Raw genomic sequence first — 19,408 nt, forward strand, 5'->3', positions numbered from 1 at the left:
GCGTGGCCTCGCTCACATAAGTGATCAGGCGGCGTAGCGCCGCATGATCAGGCTTGCATTGGTACCACCAAAACCAAATGAATTGGACAATACTGTGTTGATCTCTTTTTTCTTGGCCTGTTTCGGCACCAGGTCAATCGAGGTCTGCACTGAAGGGTTGTCGAGGTTCAATGTGGGCGGGCAGATATTGTCGCGCAAAGCCAGCACCGAGAAGATCGCTTCGACGGCACCCGCTGCACCCAGCAAATGGCCAACGGCGGATTTGGTGGAAGACATTGAAAGATTAGGCGCAGAATTGCCAAGCAGGCGTTCAACGGCCTTGAGTTCAATCTCGTCACCCAGCGGCGTCGACGTGCCATGGGCATTCACATAGTCAATGTCTCTGGCATCGATCTGCGCTCGGCGCAGGGCGGCCTGCATGCAGCGGTAAGCGCCATCGCCATCTTCTGACGGCGCAGTGACGTGATAAGCGTCGCCGGACATGCCGTAGCCGATGACTTCGGCATAAATCTTCGCGCCACGCGCCTTGGCATGTTCAAGGCTTTCGAGCACGACAATGCCAGCGCCCTCGCCCATCACGAAACCATCACGGTCCTTGTCATAGGGGCGCGAGGCTTTCTTGGGGTCGTCATTGAAATTATGCGACAGCGCCTTGCAGGCGATGAAGCCGGCAATGCCGAGGCGGTTGATGCAGGCTTCTGCACCACCTGCCACCATCACGTCAGCATCATCCATCATGATGATGCGGGCGGCATCGCCAATGGCGTGTGAGCCGGTCGAGCAGGCGGTGACCACCGCGCTATTCGGGCCCTTGAGGCCCAGATTGATTGAGATGAGGCCTGAGGCCAGGTTGATCAGCGAGCCCGGAATGAAGAAGGGGCTGATGCGGCGGGGGCCTTTTTCCTGCAGCAGGAGCGAGGTTTCGTAAATCGAGGTAAGACCGCCAATGCCAGAACCGACCATGACACCGGAGCGGTAAGCCTGGTCATCATTTTTGATCTCAAGACCAGCATCAGTCATCGCCTGTTTGGCGGCGACCAAGGCGAATTGAATGAAATCGTCGAAGCGGCGCTGGTCCTTGCCGTCGACCCATTGATCCATGTTGAGCGTGCCGTTGGTGCCGTCGCCGCGTTTCACTTCGAAAGCGATACGGGTCGAAAGGTCCGAAGCATCGAACTGGGTGATGGGGCCTGCGCCAGACTCACCGGCCAGAATGTTCTTCCAGGTGGTTTCAAAGTCAGCGCCCAGGGGCGAGACCATGCCAAGACCAGTGATCACAACACGTTTCATGCTCAATGCCTTTTTTTATTTCGTCCCTGAATCGCCAGCTTTCGTGGCGCGGGGTTGCTTCTACCACACAGGAAAACGCGGGGTAACAGGTTTCCCCGTTCCCCGCGCCAAACTTGTTAATCGCTAAAGGCGATCAGGCCTTGGCGGCCTTGTCGATGAACTTCACAGCATCGCCCACCGTTTGGATGGTTTCGGCTGCGTCATCGGGAATCTCGATGCCGAATTCTTCTTCGAAGGCCATGACCAGCTCGACCGTGTCCAAGCTGTCAGCACCCAGATCGTCGATGAAGCTTGCTTCCGGCTTCACCTTGTCGGCTTCAACGCCGAGGTGCTTTACTACAATGTTCTTCACGCGGTCAGCGGTATCGCTCATTTTTTAATCCTTGGTTGACGTCTCAAGCCTGCCGGGCACAACTTCCCCTGCCCTTCGTTGGCTGCCTATGAGGCGTTAGTAGCACAAATTTATGACAGGTCAAAACCACGAATTTTTGGGGTCTAACAACCTGCGGTATAAGGGTTTTCGGCAAATGCCGAAGACTCAAATCATCGCCATACCGCCGTTGATGTGGAGAGTTTGCCCGGTCATGTAGCCTGCTTCGTCGGAGGCCAGATAGAGACAGGCAGAGGCAATATCGGCAGGCCCGCCCATGCGGCCCGCCGGGATGCGGCCCAGGATGGCTTCCTTCTGCTTCTCGTTCAAAACCTCGGTCATCGGGGTGGCGATGAAGCCCGGCGCGATGCAATTCGCCGTGACGCCACGGGTGGCCATTTCGTAAGCCAGCGTTTTGGTGAGGCCGATCAATCCCGCCTTGGAGGCCACATAATTGGCCTGGCCGGGATTACCCGTAACGCCCACAATCGAGGTGACATTGATGATGCGGCCGGTGCGTGCTTTCATCATGATCTTCATGGCGGCGCGGCACAGGCGGAAAGTCGCAGTGAGATTGACGTCAATCACCGCCTGCCAATCCTCATCCTTCATGCGCAGAGCCAAAGTGTCCTTGGTGATACCGGCATTGTTGACCAGAATGTCGAGGCCACCCATGGCGGCATCTGCTGACGGGATCAGTTTTTCCACATCTTCAGGGCTGGAAAGGTTGCAAGGCAGGATGTGAACACGATCGCCGATGCCGGCCTTCACTTCTTCCAGCACCGCGACGCGGGTGCCGGAGATGGCGACGGTGGCGCCGGCGTCATGCAGCGTTTTTGCGATGGCCGCGCCAATGCCGCCTGATGCGCCGGTGACGAGGGCCTTTTTTCCTGCGAGTGAAAACATGATCAACCTTTCAAATGTTGCGCCAGTGCGGCGATTTCGTCTGGCGAGCCAGCGGCCATGGCCACTGCTTCCGGCGCATTCTTTTTTGCGAGTCCGGTCAAGACCTTGCCACTGCCTGCTTCAACAAACACTTTAACGCCTTGCGCGGCCATGAAGCCCACGCATTCGCGCCAGCGCACAGTTCCCGTGACTTGCGCGACGAGATTGTTTTTGATGGCGGCGGGATCAGTGACCGGCCCTGCGACCACGTTGGCGATCACGGGCACAACCGGCGCATTGATCTTCACTTTGGCAAGCGCCTCGGCCATCGCATCGGCGGCGGGCTGCATGAGAGCGCAATGGAAAGGTGCCGATACGGGAAGGATCACGGCGCGCTTCACGCCCTTGGCCTTGGCGATTTCGCAGGCGCGGTCAATCGCCGCCTTGGCGCCGGAGAGCACCACCTGGCCATCGGAATTGTCATTGGCGGCCTGGCACACTTCGCCTTGCGCGGCTTCTGCGGCGATGGCGGCGGCAGTGGCGAAATCCACGCCGAGCAACGCAGCCATGGCGCCCTGGCCCGGCGGCACAGCGGCCTGCATGGCATCGCCCCGGATGCGCAGCAGGCGCGCGGTATCGGCGAGCGAGAACGTCCCGGCAGCGGCGAGCGCTGAATATTCGCCCAATGAATGGCCAGCCACGAAGCTGGCATTCTTGGCCAGCGTGATGCCATGTTCGGATTCCAGCACGCGCATCACCGCCACGGAAACGGCCATCAAGGCGGGCTGGGCATTGGCCGTGAGGGTGAGTTCGGTATCCGGCCCATCCCACATGACGGTGGAGAGCTTCTGGCCCAAGGCCGCATCCACTTCATCGAAGACCGCTTTTGCGGAAGGAAAGGCATCGGCCAGTGCTTTGCCCATGCCCACGGCCTGGCTGCCCTGCCCTGGAAATACGAATGCTATGCTCAAGGAATTCTCCCTCAATTTTTGTCCGGCTTCGCCGGAACGGGCGTGTGAGTCAAGCCCGGCTGAAAGCGGCCACCAGTTCCAGATGTGGCGAATATTTGAACTGATCCACCGGTGTCACCTCATTCAGCGTGTATCCGGCCGCCACCAGCAGGGCGGCATCGCGCGCGAAAGTCTGCACATCGCAGGACACATAGGCCACGCGCTTCACTTTGGATTTGGCCAGCCACTGGCATTGCGCTTCCGCCCCGGCACGCGGCGGATCGAGCGCCACAAGATCGAATTCGTTGAGTTCGGTGTTGGTGAGCGGATTGCGGAACAGGTCGCGCACTTCCGCCTTCACCGGCTTCAGCCCTTGGGCGTATCGCAACGCAAGTTGCAGCGCGGAGATGGAGTTCCTGTCTGAATCAATGGCGGTGACCGCAACCTTCTCGGCCAGCCGCAGCGCAAACGGGCCGACGCCGCAGAATAGATCGGCAATGTTCTTCACCTTGCGCAATTGTTCGGCGAGCAGGCGTACCAGTGTTTCTTCGCCCAGCTGCGTGGCCTGCAAGAATGAACCGATAGGCAAGTTCACCAGCCCTTTGCCCATTTGCATCACCGGCACTTGCAGCTGCCCCGCCACCTCGCCATTCACAGCCATGCGGGTGATGCCATGGCGCTGCATGTAAGGGCCGAACTGGATGGCGGCCTTGTCGGCCAATTTGCGTTCCGCTTTGATGTTCAGATCCAAGCCATTGCCGGCAGCCGTGACGGCCACATCGCAATCGCCGAACAACTCGCCCAGCTGGGCGGCGATCTCAACGGCGTTCTTCAGGCGCGGCACGAGGATGGGGCAGGTTTCGAGCGGCACCAGTTCATGCGTGCCCGCTTCCATGAAACCTGACCGCCACGTGCCATTCACCTTGCGCACATGCAGCGCCACGCGGCGGCGGCCCTCGCCATGCGCATCGATCAGCGGATTGATTTTGGTTTCTAGGCCCTTGGCTTTCAGCGCATCGGCCAGCAGTGCCGTCTTCCACGCGCGGTAGGGTTCTTCGCTCCAATGCTGGGTCTTGCAGCCGCCGCAGACCTCGAACACCGGGCAGAATGGATCGACACGATCCGGCGATGGGGTAATCACATGGCCATCGTCGGCAACAACTTCACCCGGCAAGGTGCGCGGGAAGGCGCGGCCTTCGGCCAAGCCGTCACCGCGCTCGCCCATGCGTGCGATGGTAACGTCAGACATAAGTGAGCACCAAAGCACTGCCCGCGCGCAGAGAGATTTTCACGTCACCCTCAGTGACATTGGCCAGCGTGAAGGCGGTGCCGAGCAGCACTGTTTTGTTGGTAAGCGGCCATTTCACGCCGGAAATATGGAGGCCCGCAAGATCGGTGAACGGCATCACCGATAGTCGCGTGCCGGAGGTGAGATCATGGAATTCCAGTTCATCGGCAAGGCCGCGCGCTTCTTCGGTGCCCGAAGTCATGAAAGCGTCCACACCGCGCTTGGCGAAGGCGAGCAGAAATCCGGCATGGGCCAGCACATGGTCGAGCTGCCCGCCGAAACCTCCAACCAGCACCAGTGAAGTCGCGCCCCGGCGGAACGCTTCTGAAATGGCGAGTTCGCCATCGCTGGCATCTTTCGCTGCAGGATGAGTCTGGCGCGGCACATCAGGCCACAGCGCGGCCAGTGCTGCATCGGTGGAATCAAAATCACCCACCCAAAGTTCCGGCTGCAAGCCAAGCACTTTGGCATGCACCATGCCATGATCGGCCGCGATCACGCGCGCGCCTTCCAGCTGCTGCGCGAGGCGCTTGGTGGGCGTGATGTTGCCGCCGAGCAATATGGCAAATTTCGACATGGGCGGCTTCTAACAGATCACAACTTGATCCGCCAAGCATTGCGGACTATCTTAAAGGCGCTCTCAACGGGGTGCGTCATTTTTAATTGCGCAAACGCTTTTCCGAAAAGTCTTCAACTTTTCGGGCGTGTGCAATGACGCTGAGAGGCCGCAAGGCCAACCCGCTGAACCTGATCTGGCTCATACCAGCGGAGGGATTGCGGGCGGGTGTGATCACCCATCGTTCTCCTTGGCAACCATCAACAAGAGGAGAATGAAATGAGAAAACTCATATTTGCTTTGTTTGCCATCATTGTACTCTCGCTGCCTGCGGCTGCGAAGGATGTGCTGAACATCTACACCTATACCAGCTTCACCGCCGATTGGGGCCCTGGCGCCAAGATCAAGGCTGCGTTTGAAAAGACTTGTGACTGCGAAGTGAACTATGTGGCGCTGGGCGATGGCGTTGCGATGCTCAACCGCCTCAAGCTGGAGGGCAAGAGCACCAAGGCCGATCTGGTGCTGGGGTTCGACACCAATCTTACCGCCGAAGCGAAGGCCACTGGCCTGTTCGGCAAGCATGGCGCGGATGTATCGGGCGCCACAGTGCCCGGCGGCTGGAGCGATGACACGTTCCTTCCTTACGACTACGGCTATTTCGCCGTGGTCTATAATTCCGAAACGCTGAAGAACCCGCCGAAGAGTCTTGATGAGCTGGTGAATGGCGATCCAGCACAGAAGATCATTCTGGAAGATCCGCGCGCCTCCACGCCGGGTCTTGGCTTCTTGCTGTGGATGAAACAGGTTTACGGCGACAAGGCTTCTGAAGCGTGGGCGAAACTCAAGCCGCGCATTCTGACCACGGCGGCCAGCTGGGATGATGCCTATGCGCTGTTTACCAAGGGCGAAGCGCCGATGGTGTTTTCCTATGTCACCTCTCCCGCCTATCACATGATCGAAGAGAAGACAGACAAGTACAAGGCGGCAGATTTTTCCGAAGGGCATTATCTGCAGATCGAAGTGGCGGGCTTGATTGACGCTTCGCCGCACAAGGCGCTGGCGCAGAAGTTTCTCGCCTTCATGCTGAGCCCGGATTTCCAGAACGAAATCCCAACCACCAACTGGATGATGCCGGCCGCGAAAATGTCTGCGCCCTTACCCGATGCATTCAACTCGCTGGTGAAGCCAGCCAAGACACTGCTGTTCACGCCGGACGAGGTGAATGTGCATCGCCGCGACTGGATCAACGAGTGGCAGAAGGCTGTGAATGGCTAAACGCCTTTCACAACTGGCGATCATCGCCGCCATTCTGCTGGGGCTGGGGCCGCTTTTTGCCCTGCTGCTGCAGAATGGCGTGCAGGGCCTGCCGTTTGATTCCAGCATTGTGCATGTGGTCATCTTCACGCTGGAACAGGCGCTGCTCTCCACGCTTCTGTCTGTCGTGCCGGGGATATTCCTGGCGCGCGCGCTGGCGCGGCAGGAATTTCCTGGGCGCGGGATTTTGCTGACGCTGTTTGCACTGCCGATGGCGGTGCCTGCGATTGTTGCGGTGCTTGGGGTGACGACTTTGTTCGGCAATAGTGGCCTGTTCCCGCACCTGGTTTCACCTTACGGATTGGCGGGGGTCTTGATCGCTCATGTGTTCTTCAATCTACCACTGGCGACGCGTCTGTTTTTCCAGGCGCTGCAAAACGCGCCGCAGGAAGGTTACAAGCTGGGCGCCCAGCTGGGCTTTGGCGAGGCCGCCACGCTGCGCCATATCGATTGGCCCGCGCTGAAAGCCGTGCTGCCGCAAACAGCGGCGATCATATTTCTGCTTTGTGCCGCCAGCTTTGTGATCGTGCTCACTTTGGGCGGTGCAACTGCGACCACACTCGAAGTGGCAATCTATCAATCGCTGCGAATGGATTTCGATCCGGGCCGCGCGTTGAGCCTGAGCCTGATACAAGTGGCACTGTGCGCAGTATTGATTTCACTGGCGCAGGCCGGTTTGAAGCAGGACCGAAGCTTCACCACGCTGCGACTCGCCACGCGGCGCTATCAGCCGCTGAGCTTGGCAACCGTGGGATCGGATTTCATCTTGATCGGGCTTGGCTGCCTGATCGTGCTGCCACCCCTCGCCGTGGTAATGATCGAAGGCGCGTCTTATCTGCATTTCTCCGCACTCACGTTTCAAGCCTTGCTGACCAGCCTCGCGCTGGGGTTGGCTTCGGCTTTGATTGCGATGTTGCTGGCCTGTCCTCTGGCTCAAGCGGGCGACAACACATCCGGCATGATCGCGCTGGCGGGATTGATCTTTCCGCCGGCCGTGCTCGCCACCGGGTGGTTTCTGCTGATGCGGGGCTTTGGCGATTCATTCATGCTCATTGCCGCTTTCATCGTGGCGCTGAATGCCCTGATGGCCCTGCCCTTTGCGGTGGCGGCGCTGCGCGCGGGATTCAGCCGCATTTCTCCGCAACTGATTTTGCTGCAACGCCAGCTCGGCCTTTCCGGTTTCAATGCATTTCGCATTATGATTTTCCCGCTCTTGCGTCGACAAGCGGCGCAGGCGTTTCTGATGGCGATGGTGCTGTCACTGGGTGATCTCACCGCGATCACACTGCTGGGCAACGGCGGCATCATCACGCTGCCTACTTTGCTGCATGCCGAGATGGGGCATTACCACGGCAATGATGCAGCGGGCACGGCACTGCTGCTCGTGTTGCTCTGTGCTGCGCTCACTTTCGCAGCGCAGCGGCTGGGAGATGCGCATGCTGCGGATTGAAAACGGGCTTTACAGACATGGCGCATTTTCATTGCAGATCGCGCTTGATGTTCCTGCATCCTCGCTCACCGCCGTGCTGGGGCCGAGTGGTGCAGGCAAATCCACGTTGCTGAATGTCATCGCCGGATTTGAAAAACTTGAGACCGGACGCGTGATAATTGACGGTACCGATGTCACCGCTCAACCGCCTGCCACGCGTGCGGTGAGCATGGTGTTTCAGGACAACAATGTCTTTCCGCATCTCACGCTTTGGCAGAATGTGGCACTGGGTGTTTCTCCATCACTCACGCTGAGCGACGCGCAGAAGCAATCGGTCTATGACGCGCTGGCCCGTGTAGGCCTGTTTCAATTGGCCAGCCGCAAACCGGGCGATGTGTCGGGCGGTGAACGCCAGCGCGTGGCACTCGCGCGCGTGCTGGTACGTCGCGCGAATGTGTTGCTGCTGGATGAGCCCTTCGCTGCGCTTGATCCCGGCCTTCGGGCTGAGATGCTGCATCTCGTGCGAGAGATTTCAGAAGCGCAGAAACTGGCAACACTGCTGGTCACCCATCAGCCGGAGGAAATCCGAGGCGCAGTCGATGGCATCATCTTTTTGGCACAAGGCAAAGTGCAGAATTTCAACACGCAAGACTTCTTTACCAGCAAACTGCCCAGCGTGCGCAGTTACCTGGGCTCCGACACCAAGGCCACCAAAGATTGAATGAGCCGAAGATTGGTTCGGGCTTTCAGATGCACCAGCCATTCGCTCATCGGCTCCACACGATCTGAAATTGCAAGCGCCTTGATGCGCCGGTCATGCGGCAATTCACCAGCCGATACGATGGCCGCACCCAAGCCCTGTGCTACCGCTTCGAAGCAGGCTTCGCGGCCTTCGACCTCCAGCGCGAGTGTCCAAGCCAGGCCCTGCTTCTGCAACGCTCCCGCCACCAGGTCGCGCGTGTGCGAGCCCTGCTCACGCATGATCAGCGGGCCTCGCGCCAGCTCCTTTAGCGTCACCGACTTGCGTTTGGCCAAGGCAGAATGTGCCGCGACCACCGCCATCATCGGATCATTGCTGATGCGGTGGGCTACGAGACCCGGCACATCCGGCACGCGGCCCACCATGGCGAAATCAATTTCAAAAGCCTGCAGCCGTTCGACCAGGCTGGCCGAATTGCCACTGACCAACCGCACCGACACGCCCGGATAGCGCGCGGAGAATCGCTTCAGCAGCGGCATCACATGCGCCGCAGCATCGGCGCCGATGGTGAGCTGGCCGGTTTCGAGCTTCTTACTTTGCGACAGGAGATTGAGAACCTCTTGCTCCGTCTCGGCACTTTTTTCGGTGAGGGCGAAAAGCTTGCGACCGGTCTCCGTCATCGCAACGCCACGCGCGTGGCGGATGAAGAGCGGCGTGCCGTAAGCCTGTTCCAGTTTGCGGATCTGGTCGGAGATCGCGGGCTGAGTGACAGACAATTCATCTGCCGCGCCAGTGAAGGAACCGGACTTTGCAACAGCATGGAAGGCGCGGAGCTGGTTCTGGAACATATCAGTTCAACTTATGCTTTCCATAAGATCATACGATTTGACTGATATTATGCAAGAGGCTCTAATGGCCTCATCACCGGAGACATTTCATGCCGACTATGAATTTCAAAGGCCCGGCCGGCCAGGAAGACATGCCCTATCTGCTCACGCCGGGGCCGCTGACCACTTCGCGCAGCGTGAAGCAGGCGCTGCTGGCCGATTGGGGCTCGCGCGATATCGAGTTCCGCAAACTGGTCAAGGAAATCCGCGAGGAGCTGAAACGGTTGGCGGGTTGTGACGACAGTTACGAATGCGTGCTGATGCAAGGCTCCGGAACGTTTGCGATTGAAGCGGCACTCGGTGCCTTCGCCCCTTCGAAGCGCAAGAAGACCTTGGTGGTGGCCAATGGTGCTTATGGCGAACGCGCGGCGCAGATCCTCACCCATATAGGCCGTGCCAATGAGAAAGTGAGCAAGAGCGACACGACACAGCTTGCGCCGGAACATTTCACCAAGCTGCTGGATGACGACAAGTCGATCAGCCACGTGTGGCTGATTCATTGCGAGACAACGTCAGGCATAGTTAACCCGCTGTCGGAACTGGCGCGCGAGACGAAGACGCGCGGGCGCGTATTCATGGTGGATGCAATGTCGAGCTTCGGCGCGCTGGACATTAACATGGCACGCGACGGCATCGATGTGATGGTATCGTCCTCCAACAAATGTGTCGAAGGTATTCCGGGCTTCTCTTATGTGCTGGTGAAGAAGGAATTGCTGCTGGCGTCCGAAGGCCAGTCTCATTCCATCGTGCTGGATCTTTTCCAGCAGTGGAAGGGCCTCGAAGCCAATGGCCAGTTCCGCTTCACGCCGCCAACGCATGCGCTGGTCGCGTTCCGCCAGGCGCTGCGCGAGTTGGACGAAGAGGGCGGCACGGCTGCGCGCCTGCGCCGCTACAAGCGCAATGCGGACACACTGCTGAAAGGCATGGCGCAGATCGGCATTCAGCCGCTGCTGTCGGCCAATGCAGCGGGGCCAATCATCCAGACTTTCCTCACGCCGGCTGACGCCAATTTCAAATTCGAAGATTTCTACGAAAAGCTGCGCCAGCGTGGTTTTGCCATCTATCCCGGCAAGCTGACCAAGCGCGATTCTTTCCGCATCGGCACGATTGGCGCGCTGGATGAGCAAGTGATCGAACGCGTGGTCACTGCCATCAAGGACGTGCTGGCCGAATTGAATGTCAAAGACATGAGCCCGAGGGACAAGTGAAAAACGTGAATATCAATGGCCGCGCCTATCAGTGGCCGGCAAAGCCTGTCGTGGTGATCTGCTGTGATGGCAGCGAGCCTGAATATATGGAACGCGCCATGCGCGAGGGCCTGATGCCCAACCTGAAGACGGTGATCGCCAAGGGCGAGAACAAGCGCGGGCTTTCGGCCATGCCCTCCTTCACCAACCCGAACAACATGTCGATTGCCACCGGGCGGCGCGCGGAAGTGCATGGCATTGGCGGCAACTACCTGATCGATCCAGCCACCGGGCAGGAAACGATGATGAATGATCCGAAGTGGCTGCTGGCTCCGACGATCTTTGCCGAATTCCAGAAGGCGGGCGCCAAGGTCACAGTGGTAACGGCGAAAGACAAGCTGCGACTGCTGCTGGGCAATGGTCTGAAGTTTGATGGCAGTGCGATCTGCTTTTCATCGGAGAAGGCCGACAAGGCCACGATGGCGGATAACGGCATTGCCGATGTGCTGGCCTTTGTGGGCAAGCCTTTGCCGGAAGTCTATTCGGCTGATCTTTCCGAGTTCGTGTTTGCTGCCGGCGTGAAGCTGCTCAAGCGTGATCGGCCGCAGCTGATGTATCTTTCCACCACCGATTATGTGCAACACAAATTCGCCCCCGGTTCGGAAGGTGCAAATTCCTTCTATAAGATGATGGATGGGTACGTTGGCGCACTCGATGCTCAAGGCTGCACGCTGATCATTGTGGCGGATCACGGCATGAAGGACAAGCACAAGGCCGATGGCTCGCCCGATGTGCTTTATCTTCAGGACGCGATGGATGAGAAATTTGGTGCGGGCAAAAGCAAAGTGATCCTGCCGATCACTGATCCTTATGTGGTGCATCACGGCGCGCTTGGTTCATTCGCGCAGATTTATCTCTATGGGCCGCAGGTACGCGACGCGGCTGACTTCATCGCGGCACAAGAAGGCATTGATGCCGTGCTGACGCGCGAAGATGCGGTGAAGACTTACGGGCTTTATGCCGAGCGTTGTGGTGACCTCATTGTGATCTCTGGCGGGCCCAATCATTCCAAGGTGATCGGCACATCTGCATCAAAGCATGATCTGTCCGGACTTGATGCGCCGCTGCGTTCGCATGGTGGACTTTCCGAACAGGAAATCCCGTTCATCAGCAACGTGCATTTGAAAAATCTGCCGCAGCCTCTCAACAATTGGGATGCGTTCTTCGTCGGCTGCAACTGCGTGGAGGCCTAAATGGCACGTCAGATCATTCATGAGCAAATGCGCATCGGCGGCAAAAAGGTTTCCGCCGAAAAGACGTTTGATGTACGCTATCCCTTCACCAATGAGGTGATTGGCACGGTGCCCGCCGGCAATGCCTCGCATGCGGCCAAGGCGTTTGAAATCGCGGCGGCCTTCAAGCCCAAGCTGACGCGCTATGAGCGCCAGCAAATCTTGTTCCGCACGGCCGAACTGATCCGGAAATATACGCCGGAACTGTCGCAGCTGATCACGCTGGAACTGGGCTTGAGCCTGAAGGACTCACTGTATGAATGCGGCCGCGCTTATGATGTTTATTCGCTGGCGGGCCAGCTGGCGATCAATGATGATGGGCAGATTTTCTCCTGCGATCTCACCCCGCAAGGCAAAGCGCGCAAGATTTTCACCAAGCGCGAACCGGTGGGTGTGATCTCGGCGATCACGCCGTTCAACCATCCGCTCAACATGGTCAGCCACAAGATTGCACCGGCCATTGCCACCAATAATTGCGTGGTGTGCAAGCCGACCGATCTGACGCCACTCACCGCAATCCGTCTGGCCGACATTCTGTATGAAGCAGGCCTGCCTCCGGAAATGTTTCAGGTGGTCACGGGTCTCCCCGCCGACATTGGCGATGAAATGGTGACCAATCCGAACATTGCTGTGGTCACTTTCACCGGTGGCGTGCGGGTGGGCAAGATCATTGCGGCCAAAGCGGCCTACAAGCGCGCAGCACTTGAGCTGGGTGGCAATGATCCACTGATCGTGCTGGATGATCTTTCCGACAGCGATCTCGACAAGGCGGCAGAGCTTGCGGTAGCGGGTGCTACCAAGAATTCCGGCCAGCGCTGCACTGCCGTGAAGCGCATCCTGGTTCAGCCGAAAGTGGCGGATGCCTTTGTCGAAAAGGTTCTGGACAAAGCCAAGAAGATCAAGTTCGGCGATCCGGAAAATCCGGATACGGATCTGGGCTGCGTGGTCAATGCCGCCACTGCGGAGATGTTTGAAAAGCGTGTGCTGGTGGCGGCGCAAGAAGGCGGCAATATCCTCTATCATCCCGAACGCAAGGGTGCCGTTCTGCCGCCCATCGTGATCGACAATGTCGATCCGAAATCGGAACTGGTGTTTGAGGAAACCTTCGGCCCGGTGATCCCGATCATCCGCGCACCGGCGGATGATGAAGCGCTGATTGCGCTGTCGAACTCCACCGCTTTCGGCCTGTCGTCAGGCGTGTGCACCAACAACCTCTCGCGCATCACCCGCTACATTGAGGGGCTGAATGTCGGCACCGTCAACATCTGGGAAGTGCCCGGCTACCGGATTGAAATGTCACCCTTCGGCGGCATCAAGGATTCAGGCAATGGCATCAAGGAAGGCGTTGCCGAGGCGATGAAATTCTATACGAATGTCAAGACCTGGTCCTTGCCCTGGCCGTGAAAAATTGGTTGGTGTGACCGCTCGAAATAATCGAGCGATGGGTCAATGGTCGTGACCACCGGTTGGCTGCTGCGCAGGATTCCGAAGATGTCGCCGGTCACCATGCGCGGCATTGCCTTGCTGCCAGTGAACAGGGATTCCGGATAGGCCTTGGCAATGTCTTCAGGCGCATAGCCCATCAATTGGTAAAGGCATGGTGCGATCTGAAAGTGACTGGCGCGACCAGTGCTGCGCCGCGCACCCTGCGTGAAAGCCTGACGCAGCGCCTTGTGCCGCGTGTGGACCAGCAATGGCACCAGCCCGGTGCGCGGGTCTGGATTGGTAATCTGACCATGCGGAAATTTGCTCGACTTAAATTGCTGGCCATGGTCTGACGTGTAGATCACAGTGGCATTGCTCAAATCGGCCCTCTGAAAAAAGTATGGCATGAAGCCATCGACGTTCCATGCAATGGCCTTGCGGTAAGTTTCAAGCAGAGGTGCGATTGCATGCGGAATTTCAGCCTTTCTGGAAACCCAGGGCTTTTTTTCATCCTTGGGATAATTCCATTCGTAGGGAAAATGCGCGCCGTTTTTGTTGCCGTAGATGAACACGGGCTGGCCGGAGCGAAGCTCCAGCGCTACGATATCGGCCAATTCATAGTCACTCTTGATGAGGTCTTTGGTAACGTAGAAGGCGTCAATATCCAGCTTTTCATACGCCGTCATGAAATTCATCAGATCATTGCCGTTGCGCAACAAGCTGGTTTGCGCGTTTATGTAAATCGTGCGGAAGCCCGCCTTCTTGGCATAGGCGAACAGGCTGGGATTGAAGGTGGCACTATCGGCCAGATTTTCAATATTGGCACCAAAGCGCAAAATGGCGTTGGCATTGCCGCTGTTGTTGCCTCCTGACACAGCCGGGCCAAAATTGATGAAACCCTGTTCCTTCGCCAATGCGGCGAGCTTCGGCGTCAACGCATTGCCCGGCTTCAGCGAGATGTAATCGCCGCGGATGCTTTCATCGACCAGCATGACGATGCTTTGCTTCTTGGCATTTGCCTGCGGTTGCCAAGACACAGCGCGGCGCGCGCCCAGCTTGCTGGTGTGCAACAGGAAGGTTGCGAGCAACGCGGCAGAAATCGCGCTGACATGTGATGGCATGGGCGACAGGGTACGTCCGCCTTGCAGCCAAAACTCTCCAATGACCAGCGCCACGCTGAGCAGCGGCAGCCACCACAAACTAACGGCCCAGGCCTGCCAGTCGGGGTCAGCCACCGCCGGAACGGCAAACAGCATGACACAAAAGGCGAAAACCAGTCCGGCACTGGTAAACTGCCAAAGGTAGTGCCGGATGAAGGCCGATGATGCCGCGCGTTCGTAAGAGGCCGTCATCACGTCCAGCACCGTAAGGTGGCTGCGGTTGGTACGATAGAAAAACCAGTTGGTTGCTGCAGAGGCGGCGAACAGCACGCACCAGATCATTTTGTAAGTGGAAAAGGGAGCAGCCACGATCACCGCGAGGGCCGCCAGGCTCAGGATCCATTCGCCCCACCATTGCAGGATGCCCAGCCATTCTCTGTTGCGGATCATGAGGATCAACCGGCCGATAAAACCCGGATTGGTGCCTAGAACGGCTGCAAAAAATGGAATGGCCTTGAGCGCCGCGACCATCGTAACAGCATTGCCAGGCGCTGCCCCAAGCAACGCCAAAAACGCCAACAACATTTAGTTTTCCCAATCTAAGTTACTGCCCTGTCACAATAAATCATAGATTGAGCGCTACCACAACCAGAATGTGTATCCCCATCTTCTTGCTGATCCGCTGGCGAGCTCACGAATGTAAAACGCTACAACTTGCAAGTTAGGACCTTTATCTGCGGCAATACAATGCGCTATGCCGGTTGCGCGGAGTTAGAACTATGAACCCTTCCACACTCGTCATCCTCAATCTGCTTGGCGGCGTTGCGCTGCTACTTTGGGGTGTGCGCATGGTGCGCACCGGAATTTTGCGGGTCTGGGAAGACCAGCTCAAGCATTTCATCGAATACCGTTTGGGCAACCGTTTCTCAGCCTTTGGTGCGGGCCTGTTGGCCACGCTGCTGCTGGGTAGCGGCACCGCGACGGCGCTGATTGTCACCAATATTGCATCCACGGGAAGCTTGCCGACAGCGCTTGGCTTTGCGGTGCTGCTGGGGGCTGATGCCGGGTCGTCGGTGGTTTCATCCATCGTGGCATCGGGCTCCAACATTGCATTATGGACGTCACCGGTTTTCCTGTTTGTGGGTTACATCGTTTTTCAATCTTCCGAAGAATTGAAACCACACAATGCTGGGCGCGTGATGATCGGGCTGGGCCTGATGCTGCTGTCGCTGCGGCTGGTTTCAGCGGCAACTACGCCGCTCAATGAAGCGACGCTGTTTCACCAGGTGCTCACAGCGGTGGGCCAGGCGCCGGTTCTGGCCTTCCTGATTGGTGCGGCGATGGCCTGGGCGTTCCATTCCACACTGGCCTCGATCCTTCTGGTCGCCTCGCTGCTGACAAATGGCAGTTTGGAGCTGGCCGGCGCTGTCACCTTCCTGCTCGGCATCAATTGTGGCGGTGGCCTACCGGCCTTTGTGGCCACGCTCGGCCTGCCGCCTGATGCGCGCCGCCTGCCGCTGGCCAATCTGCTGGCTCGCGCCGTTCTGGCGTTGGTGCTGCTCACATTCCCTGAGCACCTGTTGGCCCTGATGCCCGCCGGACCGTTCACGTCACTGCAATTGGCATTGGCCTTCCATGTGGCTTTCAATTTTGCCGTCGCGGTGATTTTCCTTCCGCTGGTCAATCCCATGTCGGCCTTGGTGAAGCGGATGATTCCGGATTCCAAACTCCCGGAAGACCCGTTGCGCAGCCCACGCTATCTTGATGCCACCGCAATTGCGATTCCGGCCGCAGCCATTGCCAATGCGCATATTGAACTCGCGCGCATGGGCGAAATCCTGGAGCGGATGTTTGATACGGCTCTCAAAGCCATGGCTGGCTCCAGCATGGAAACTTTGAAGCAGCTTGAGGGCCAGGACACGCGGCTCAATCTCTATCAGTCGGCTATCCAATCCTATGTGAATGATGTCTCGCAGGGGCAGCTCTCTGGCGATGAAGCGCGGCATGCGCTGGAGATCACACTCTATGCCTCGAACCTTGAACATGCCGGAGACATCATACAGCTCAACCTGAAAGACCGCATCCGCGCCAAGATCAAGGAGGGCCTGGCTTTCGATGACGAGCAACATGCGCGGCTGGCTGAACTTTCGCTGATCATCCAGAACAACATCAAGATGGCGGCGGCCGTCACCGCCTCGCGCGACGTAGGTGCTGCCCAGCATCTGATCGGCCAGAAGGACGAATTCCGGCAGCTGGAAAACAAGGTGATGGAGGCGCATTTCACTTCGACACTGGCCAACAAGGCCACGGCTTTGCGTGAAAGCGCTCTCTATATCGACATCATCCGAGACCTGCACCGGATCAATTCACATATCGTGGCTGCAGGCTATCCGGTGGTCGATGATGCCGGTCTGCTACGCGGTTCGCGCCTGCGTGACAAAGCCAAGGAAAAATCAGTCTGAGCTGTTATATAAGGCTCAAATCGCAACTGGACGGATAGCGCCTTGAACCACCCTCCCCTGAAAGACATTCGCGTTCTTGATCTCACTCGCGTTTTGGCCGGCCCCTGGGCCACCCAGATGCTGGCCGATTTTGGTGCTGAAGTGATCAAGATTGAAAAGCCCGGCGAAGGCGATGACACGCGTGGCTGGGGGCCCCCGTTCGTGAAAAACGCCGATGGCTCTGAAGGTGACGCGGCCTATTTCCATTCTGCCAATAGAGGCAAAAAGTCTGTCTGCATCGACATGGCAAAACCTGAGGGTGCGAGTCTTATCAAGGCTTTGGCAGCGCAGGCTGATATTCTGGTTGAGAATTTCAAAGTGGGTGGCCTGGCCAAATACGGCCTCGACTATTTGGCCCTTTCCACGCTCAATCCGCGGCTGATCTATTGCTCGATCACCGGGTTTGGGCAGGATGGGCCTTATGCCAACCGCGCCGGTTATGACTTCATGATCCAGGGCATGGCGGGGGTGATGTCGATCACCGGAGAGCCCGGTGGTGAACCGCAGAAAATGGGCGTGGCCTTTTCGGATGTGTTTGCCGGGCTGCATGCGATGATCGGCATCCAGGCTGCACTTTATGCGCGCGAGAAAACCGGACTGGGCCAGCACATCGATATTTCATTGCTCGACAGCCAGGTTTCGGTGCTGGCCAATCAGGCGATGAATTATTTGGTCTCCGGCAAGGTGCCGAAGCGGCTGGGCAACGCGCATCCCAATATCGTGCCCTATCAGACTTTTGAAACCGCCGACGGCCATATCATCATGGCGGTGGGCAATGACCGGCAGTTTGGCGAATATTGCAAACTGATTGGTGCGCCGCATCTGGGTGAGGACACGCGCTTCACCACCAATCGCGGGCGCGTCGAACACCGTGATGTGCTGATCCCTGCTTTGCGCCCTTTTATGAAGGCGCGCAGCACGGCAGAATGGACGCAAGTGTTCGAAGCGGCTTCTGTGCCGTGCGGTCCGATCAACACGATCGATCAGGTGTTTGAAAATCCGCAAGTGAAGGCGCGCGGCCTGCTGCGTGAACTTGAAGCGGCGGATGGCAGCAAGGTGCCAACAGTGTCAGGGCCCGTGGTGTTTTCCGGCGCTGAACGCACCGATGCGCGGCCCTCTCCGCGCCTCGGACAGGACACTGAATCCGTCTTGAAGGATTTGCTGAACTTGAGTGCTGAAGACGCACAAGGCTTGCGCGACAAAGGTATCGTGTCATGAGCGAGGTTTTCGCCGGCGGGTGCCAATGTGGTGCCGTGCGTTATGAATTGCTGGAGCGGCCCACGGGTGCGCATATCTGCCATTGCCGCATGTGCCAAAAACAGTTTGGCAACTTCTTCGCGGCGCTGGTGGGCGTGCCCAAGCCCAAATTCCGGGTGACGCGTGGGCAGATGACGCACTTCCGCAGCTCGGAAGATGTGCAGCGCGGCTTCTGCCGGGATTGCGGAACGCCGCTGACCTATGAACCGTTGAAGCGCGACGGCATGGGTATCTCCATCGGCTCGCTCGACCGGCACAGCGAATTCAAGCCGGAAGTGCAATATGGCACGGAAGCCCGTGAACCCTGGTTTGATGAATTGCACAAATTGCCCGCCTTCCCTTCGGGTGAAGATGAGACGGGCAGCACAGCGTTCACGCAGCTGCTGCCCGCCATCAAGGCCAGCAACCGCCAGCATCCGGATTATGACACCGATATCTGGCTGGAGGAGAAGCATGACTGGGAAGCCTGAGACCCAGACATGGAGCGGCGGCTGTCAATGTGGTGCCGTGCGCTACCGCATGCTGGCGCGGCCCTCAGGCGCGCATCTCTGCCACTGCCGCATGTGCCAAAAACATTTCGGCAATTTCTTTTCAGCGCTGGTTGAAATTCCAAAAGACAAGTTCCGCCTGACGCACGGCAAGATCAGCACGTTTGAAAGTTCGGATGAAGTTTACCGCGGCTTCTGCAAATCCTGCGGCACGCCGCTTTCGCTGGATGCGGCGAAGGAAAGCAAATTCTATATCGCCATTGGCACCATGGATAATTATTCGGAATTTGCACCACAGGCGCAGTTCGGCATGGAAAGCCGGCATGATTTCGTGCAGCACCTGCACGAACTGCCGGCTTACGTGTCAGGCCACGATGAAAAGGGCGCCACGGAATTTTCCAAGCTGCTGCCGGGCATCAAAGCCTCTAACCATCAGCACCCAGACCAAGACACGAAAGACTGGCCGCTGCCGCCGGAGAAGGAATGAAC

General features: G+C 58.1%; 18 protein-coding genes. 10 read left to right on the forward strand and 8 right to left on the reverse strand.

Features of this window, described 5'->3' with window-relative positions; genetic code table 11:
• Positions 1-24: 24 nt before the first annotated feature.
• From fabF to F8B91_RS06850, 6 genes are all read right to left on the reverse strand, one after another.
• A complete protein-coding gene (gene fabF, locus F8B91_RS06825; protein WP_196502925.1) occupies positions 25-1,290 on the reverse strand; it encodes a beta-ketoacyl-ACP synthase II in 1,266 nt (421 codons plus the stop codon).
• A gap of 133 nt (positions 1,291-1,423) precedes the next feature.
• Positions 1,424-1,663, reverse strand: coding sequence for an acyl carrier protein (locus F8B91_RS06830; protein ID WP_196502926.1), 240 nt, complete (start codon positions 1,661-1,663; stop codon positions 1,424-1,426).
• 165 nt (positions 1,664-1,828) lie between these two features.
• Positions 1,829-2,566, reverse strand: coding sequence for a 3-oxoacyl-[acyl-carrier-protein] reductase (gene fabG, locus F8B91_RS06835; RefSeq protein WP_196502927.1), 738 nt, complete (start codon positions 2,564-2,566; stop codon positions 1,829-1,831).
• A 2-nt stretch (positions 2,567-2,568) separates the two neighbouring features.
• The gene (fabD, locus tag F8B91_RS06840) at positions 2,569-3,516 is read right to left on the reverse strand and encodes an ACP S-malonyltransferase (RefSeq protein ID WP_196502928.1); all 948 of its coding nucleotides are present in this window, start codon (positions 3,514-3,516) and stop codon (positions 2,569-2,571) included.
• Positions 3,517-3,565: 49 nt separating this feature from the next.
• Positions 3,566-4,744, reverse strand: a complete 1,179-nt coding sequence (locus F8B91_RS06845; protein ID WP_196502929.1) for a class I SAM-dependent RNA methyltransferase — start codon at positions 4,742-4,744, stop codon at positions 3,566-3,568.
• Positions 4,737-5,360, reverse strand: coding sequence for a thiamine diphosphokinase (locus tag F8B91_RS06850; protein WP_196502930.1), 624 nt, complete (start codon positions 5,358-5,360; stop codon positions 4,737-4,739). Before F8B91_RS06850 ends, F8B91_RS06845 begins: the two co-directional genes overlap by 8 nt.
• A gap of 258 nt (positions 5,361-5,618) precedes the next feature.
• Here F8B91_RS06850 and thiB point away from each other — a divergent pair, with 258 nt between their 5' ends.
• Genes thiB through F8B91_RS06865 form a run of 3 tightly spaced genes read left to right on the forward strand, consistent with a single transcriptional unit; the run spans position 5,619 to position 8,803 of the window.
• Entirely contained in the window at positions 5,619-6,614 is a 996-nt protein-coding gene (thiB, locus tag F8B91_RS06855) for a thiamine ABC transporter substrate binding subunit (RefSeq protein ID WP_196502931.1), read from the forward strand.
• Positions 6,607-8,103, forward strand: a complete 1,497-nt coding sequence (locus tag F8B91_RS06860) for an ABC transporter permease subunit (RefSeq protein ID WP_196502932.1) — start codon at positions 6,607-6,609, stop codon at positions 8,101-8,103. The genes thiB and F8B91_RS06860 overlap by 8 nt, the downstream gene beginning before the upstream one ends.
• Complete coding sequence (locus tag F8B91_RS06865; protein ID WP_246714985.1) at positions 8,090-8,803, forward strand: thiamine ABC transporter ATP-binding protein; 714 nt, start codon at positions 8,090-8,092, stop codon at positions 8,801-8,803. The genes F8B91_RS06860 and F8B91_RS06865 overlap by 14 nt, the downstream gene beginning before the upstream one ends.
• Here the strand turns inward: F8B91_RS06865 and F8B91_RS06870 are convergent.
• Positions 8,767-9,630 (reverse strand): LysR substrate-binding domain-containing protein, encoded by an 864-nt coding sequence (locus F8B91_RS06870; RefSeq protein WP_196502934.1) that lies wholly within the window; start codon positions 9,628-9,630, stop codon positions 8,767-8,769. The two genes, F8B91_RS06865 and F8B91_RS06870, sit on opposite strands and share 37 nt — an antisense overlap.
• A gap of 89 nt (positions 9,631-9,719) precedes the next feature.
• On the opposite strand from F8B91_RS06870, the gene F8B91_RS06875 reads away from it, so the two are divergent.
• Genes F8B91_RS06875 through phnY form a run of 3 tightly spaced genes read left to right on the forward strand, consistent with a single transcriptional unit; the run spans position 9,720 to position 13,552 of the window.
• Positions 9,720-10,877, forward strand: a complete 1,158-nt coding sequence (locus F8B91_RS06875; protein WP_196502935.1) for a 2-aminoethylphosphonate--pyruvate transaminase — start codon at positions 9,720-9,722, stop codon at positions 10,875-10,877.
• Positions 10,874-12,109: a phosphonoacetate hydrolase gene (gene phnA, locus F8B91_RS06880; protein ID WP_196502936.1), complete on the forward strand. Its 1,236-nt coding sequence runs from the start codon at positions 10,874-10,876 to the stop codon at positions 12,107-12,109. The genes F8B91_RS06875 and phnA overlap by 4 nt, the downstream gene beginning before the upstream one ends.
• On the forward strand, positions 12,110-13,552 hold the full coding sequence (gene phnY, locus F8B91_RS06885) for a phosphonoacetaldehyde dehydrogenase (protein WP_196502937.1): 1,443 nt from the start codon (positions 12,110-12,112) through the stop codon (positions 13,550-13,552).
• Here the strand turns inward: phnY and F8B91_RS06890 are convergent.
• Positions 13,513-15,258: a sulfatase-like hydrolase/transferase gene (locus tag F8B91_RS06890; protein ID WP_196502938.1), complete on the reverse strand. Its 1,746-nt coding sequence runs from the start codon at positions 15,256-15,258 to the stop codon at positions 13,513-13,515. The two genes, phnY and F8B91_RS06890, sit on opposite strands and share 40 nt — an antisense overlap.
• Positions 15,259-15,452: 194 nt before the next feature.
• Here F8B91_RS06890 and F8B91_RS06895 point away from each other — a divergent pair, with 194 nt between their 5' ends.
• Genes F8B91_RS06895 through F8B91_RS06910 form a run of 4 tightly spaced genes read left to right on the forward strand, consistent with a single transcriptional unit; the run spans position 15,453 to position 19,406 of the window.
• Positions 15,453-17,135, forward strand: coding sequence for a Na/Pi cotransporter family protein (locus F8B91_RS06895; protein ID WP_196502939.1), 1,683 nt, complete (start codon positions 15,453-15,455; stop codon positions 17,133-17,135).
• Between the two features lie 42 nt (positions 17,136-17,177).
• Positions 17,178-18,392: a CaiB/BaiF CoA transferase family protein gene (locus F8B91_RS06900; RefSeq protein ID WP_196502940.1), complete on the forward strand. Its 1,215-nt coding sequence runs from the start codon at positions 17,178-17,180 to the stop codon at positions 18,390-18,392.
• Positions 18,389-18,901, forward strand: coding sequence for a GFA family protein (locus F8B91_RS06905; RefSeq protein WP_196502941.1), 513 nt, complete (start codon positions 18,389-18,391; stop codon positions 18,899-18,901). Before F8B91_RS06900 ends, F8B91_RS06905 begins: the two co-directional genes overlap by 4 nt.
• The gene (locus F8B91_RS06910) at positions 18,885-19,406 is read left to right on the forward strand and encodes a GFA family protein (protein WP_196502942.1); all 522 of its coding nucleotides are present in this window, start codon (positions 18,885-18,887) and stop codon (positions 19,404-19,406) included. Before F8B91_RS06905 ends, F8B91_RS06910 begins: the two co-directional genes overlap by 17 nt.
• The last annotated feature ends 2 nt before the right edge of the window (positions 19,407-19,408 follow it).

It is taken from the genome of Aestuariivirga litoralis (genome assembly GCF_015714715.1).
Taxonomy (GTDB): Bacteria; Pseudomonadota; Alphaproteobacteria; order Rhizobiales; family Aestuariivirgaceae; genus Aestuariivirga; species Aestuariivirga litoralis_A.

Excerpts from the sequence above, each read along its gene's own strand:
- F8B91_RS06865 (WP_246714985.1), top strand. The coding sequence starts at position 8,090 with ATGCTGCGGATTGAAAACGGGCTTTACAGACATGGCGCATTTTCATTG.
- F8B91_RS06845 (WP_196502929.1), bottom strand. The coding sequence starts at position 4,744 with ATGTCTGACGTTACCATCGCACGCATGGGCGAGCGCGGTGACGGCTTG.
- F8B91_RS06830 (WP_196502926.1), bottom strand. The coding sequence starts at position 1,663 with ATGAGCGATACCGCTGACCGCGTGAAGAACATTGTAGTAAAGCACCTC.
- F8B91_RS06895 (WP_196502939.1), top strand. The coding sequence starts at position 15,453 with ATGAACCCTTCCACACTCGTCATCCTCAATCTGCTTGGCGGCGTTGCG.
- F8B91_RS06875 (WP_196502935.1), top strand. The coding sequence starts at position 9,720 with ATGCCGACTATGAATTTCAAAGGCCCGGCCGGCCAGGAAGACATGCCC.
- fabF (WP_196502925.1), bottom strand. The coding sequence starts at position 1,290 with ATGAAACGTGTTGTGATCACTGGTCTTGGCATGGTCTCGCCCCTGGGC.
- F8B91_RS06860 (WP_196502932.1), top strand. The coding sequence starts at position 6,607 with ATGGCTAAACGCCTTTCACAACTGGCGATCATCGCCGCCATTCTGCTG.
- thiB (WP_196502931.1), top strand. The coding sequence starts at position 5,619 with ATGAGAAAACTCATATTTGCTTTGTTTGCCATCATTGTACTCTCGCTG.
- fabG (WP_196502927.1), bottom strand. The coding sequence starts at position 2,566 with ATGTTTTCACTCGCAGGAAAAAAGGCCCTCGTCACCGGCGCATCAGGC.
- F8B91_RS06870 (WP_196502934.1), bottom strand. The coding sequence starts at position 9,630 with ATGTTCCAGAACCAGCTCCGCGCCTTCCATGCTGTTGCAAAGTCCGGT.
- F8B91_RS06850 (WP_196502930.1), bottom strand. The coding sequence starts at position 5,360 with ATGTCGAAATTTGCCATATTGCTCGGCGGCAACATCACGCCCACCAAG.
- F8B91_RS06890 (WP_196502938.1), bottom strand. The coding sequence starts at position 15,258 with ATGTTGTTGGCGTTTTTGGCGTTGCTTGGGGCAGCGCCTGGCAATGCT.
- phnY (WP_196502937.1), top strand. The coding sequence starts at position 12,110 with ATGGCACGTCAGATCATTCATGAGCAAATGCGCATCGGCGGCAAAAAG.
- F8B91_RS06910 (WP_196502942.1), top strand. The coding sequence starts at position 18,885 with ATGACTGGGAAGCCTGAGACCCAGACATGGAGCGGCGGCTGTCAATGT.
- F8B91_RS06905 (WP_196502941.1), top strand. The coding sequence starts at position 18,389 with ATGAGCGAGGTTTTCGCCGGCGGGTGCCAATGTGGTGCCGTGCGTTAT.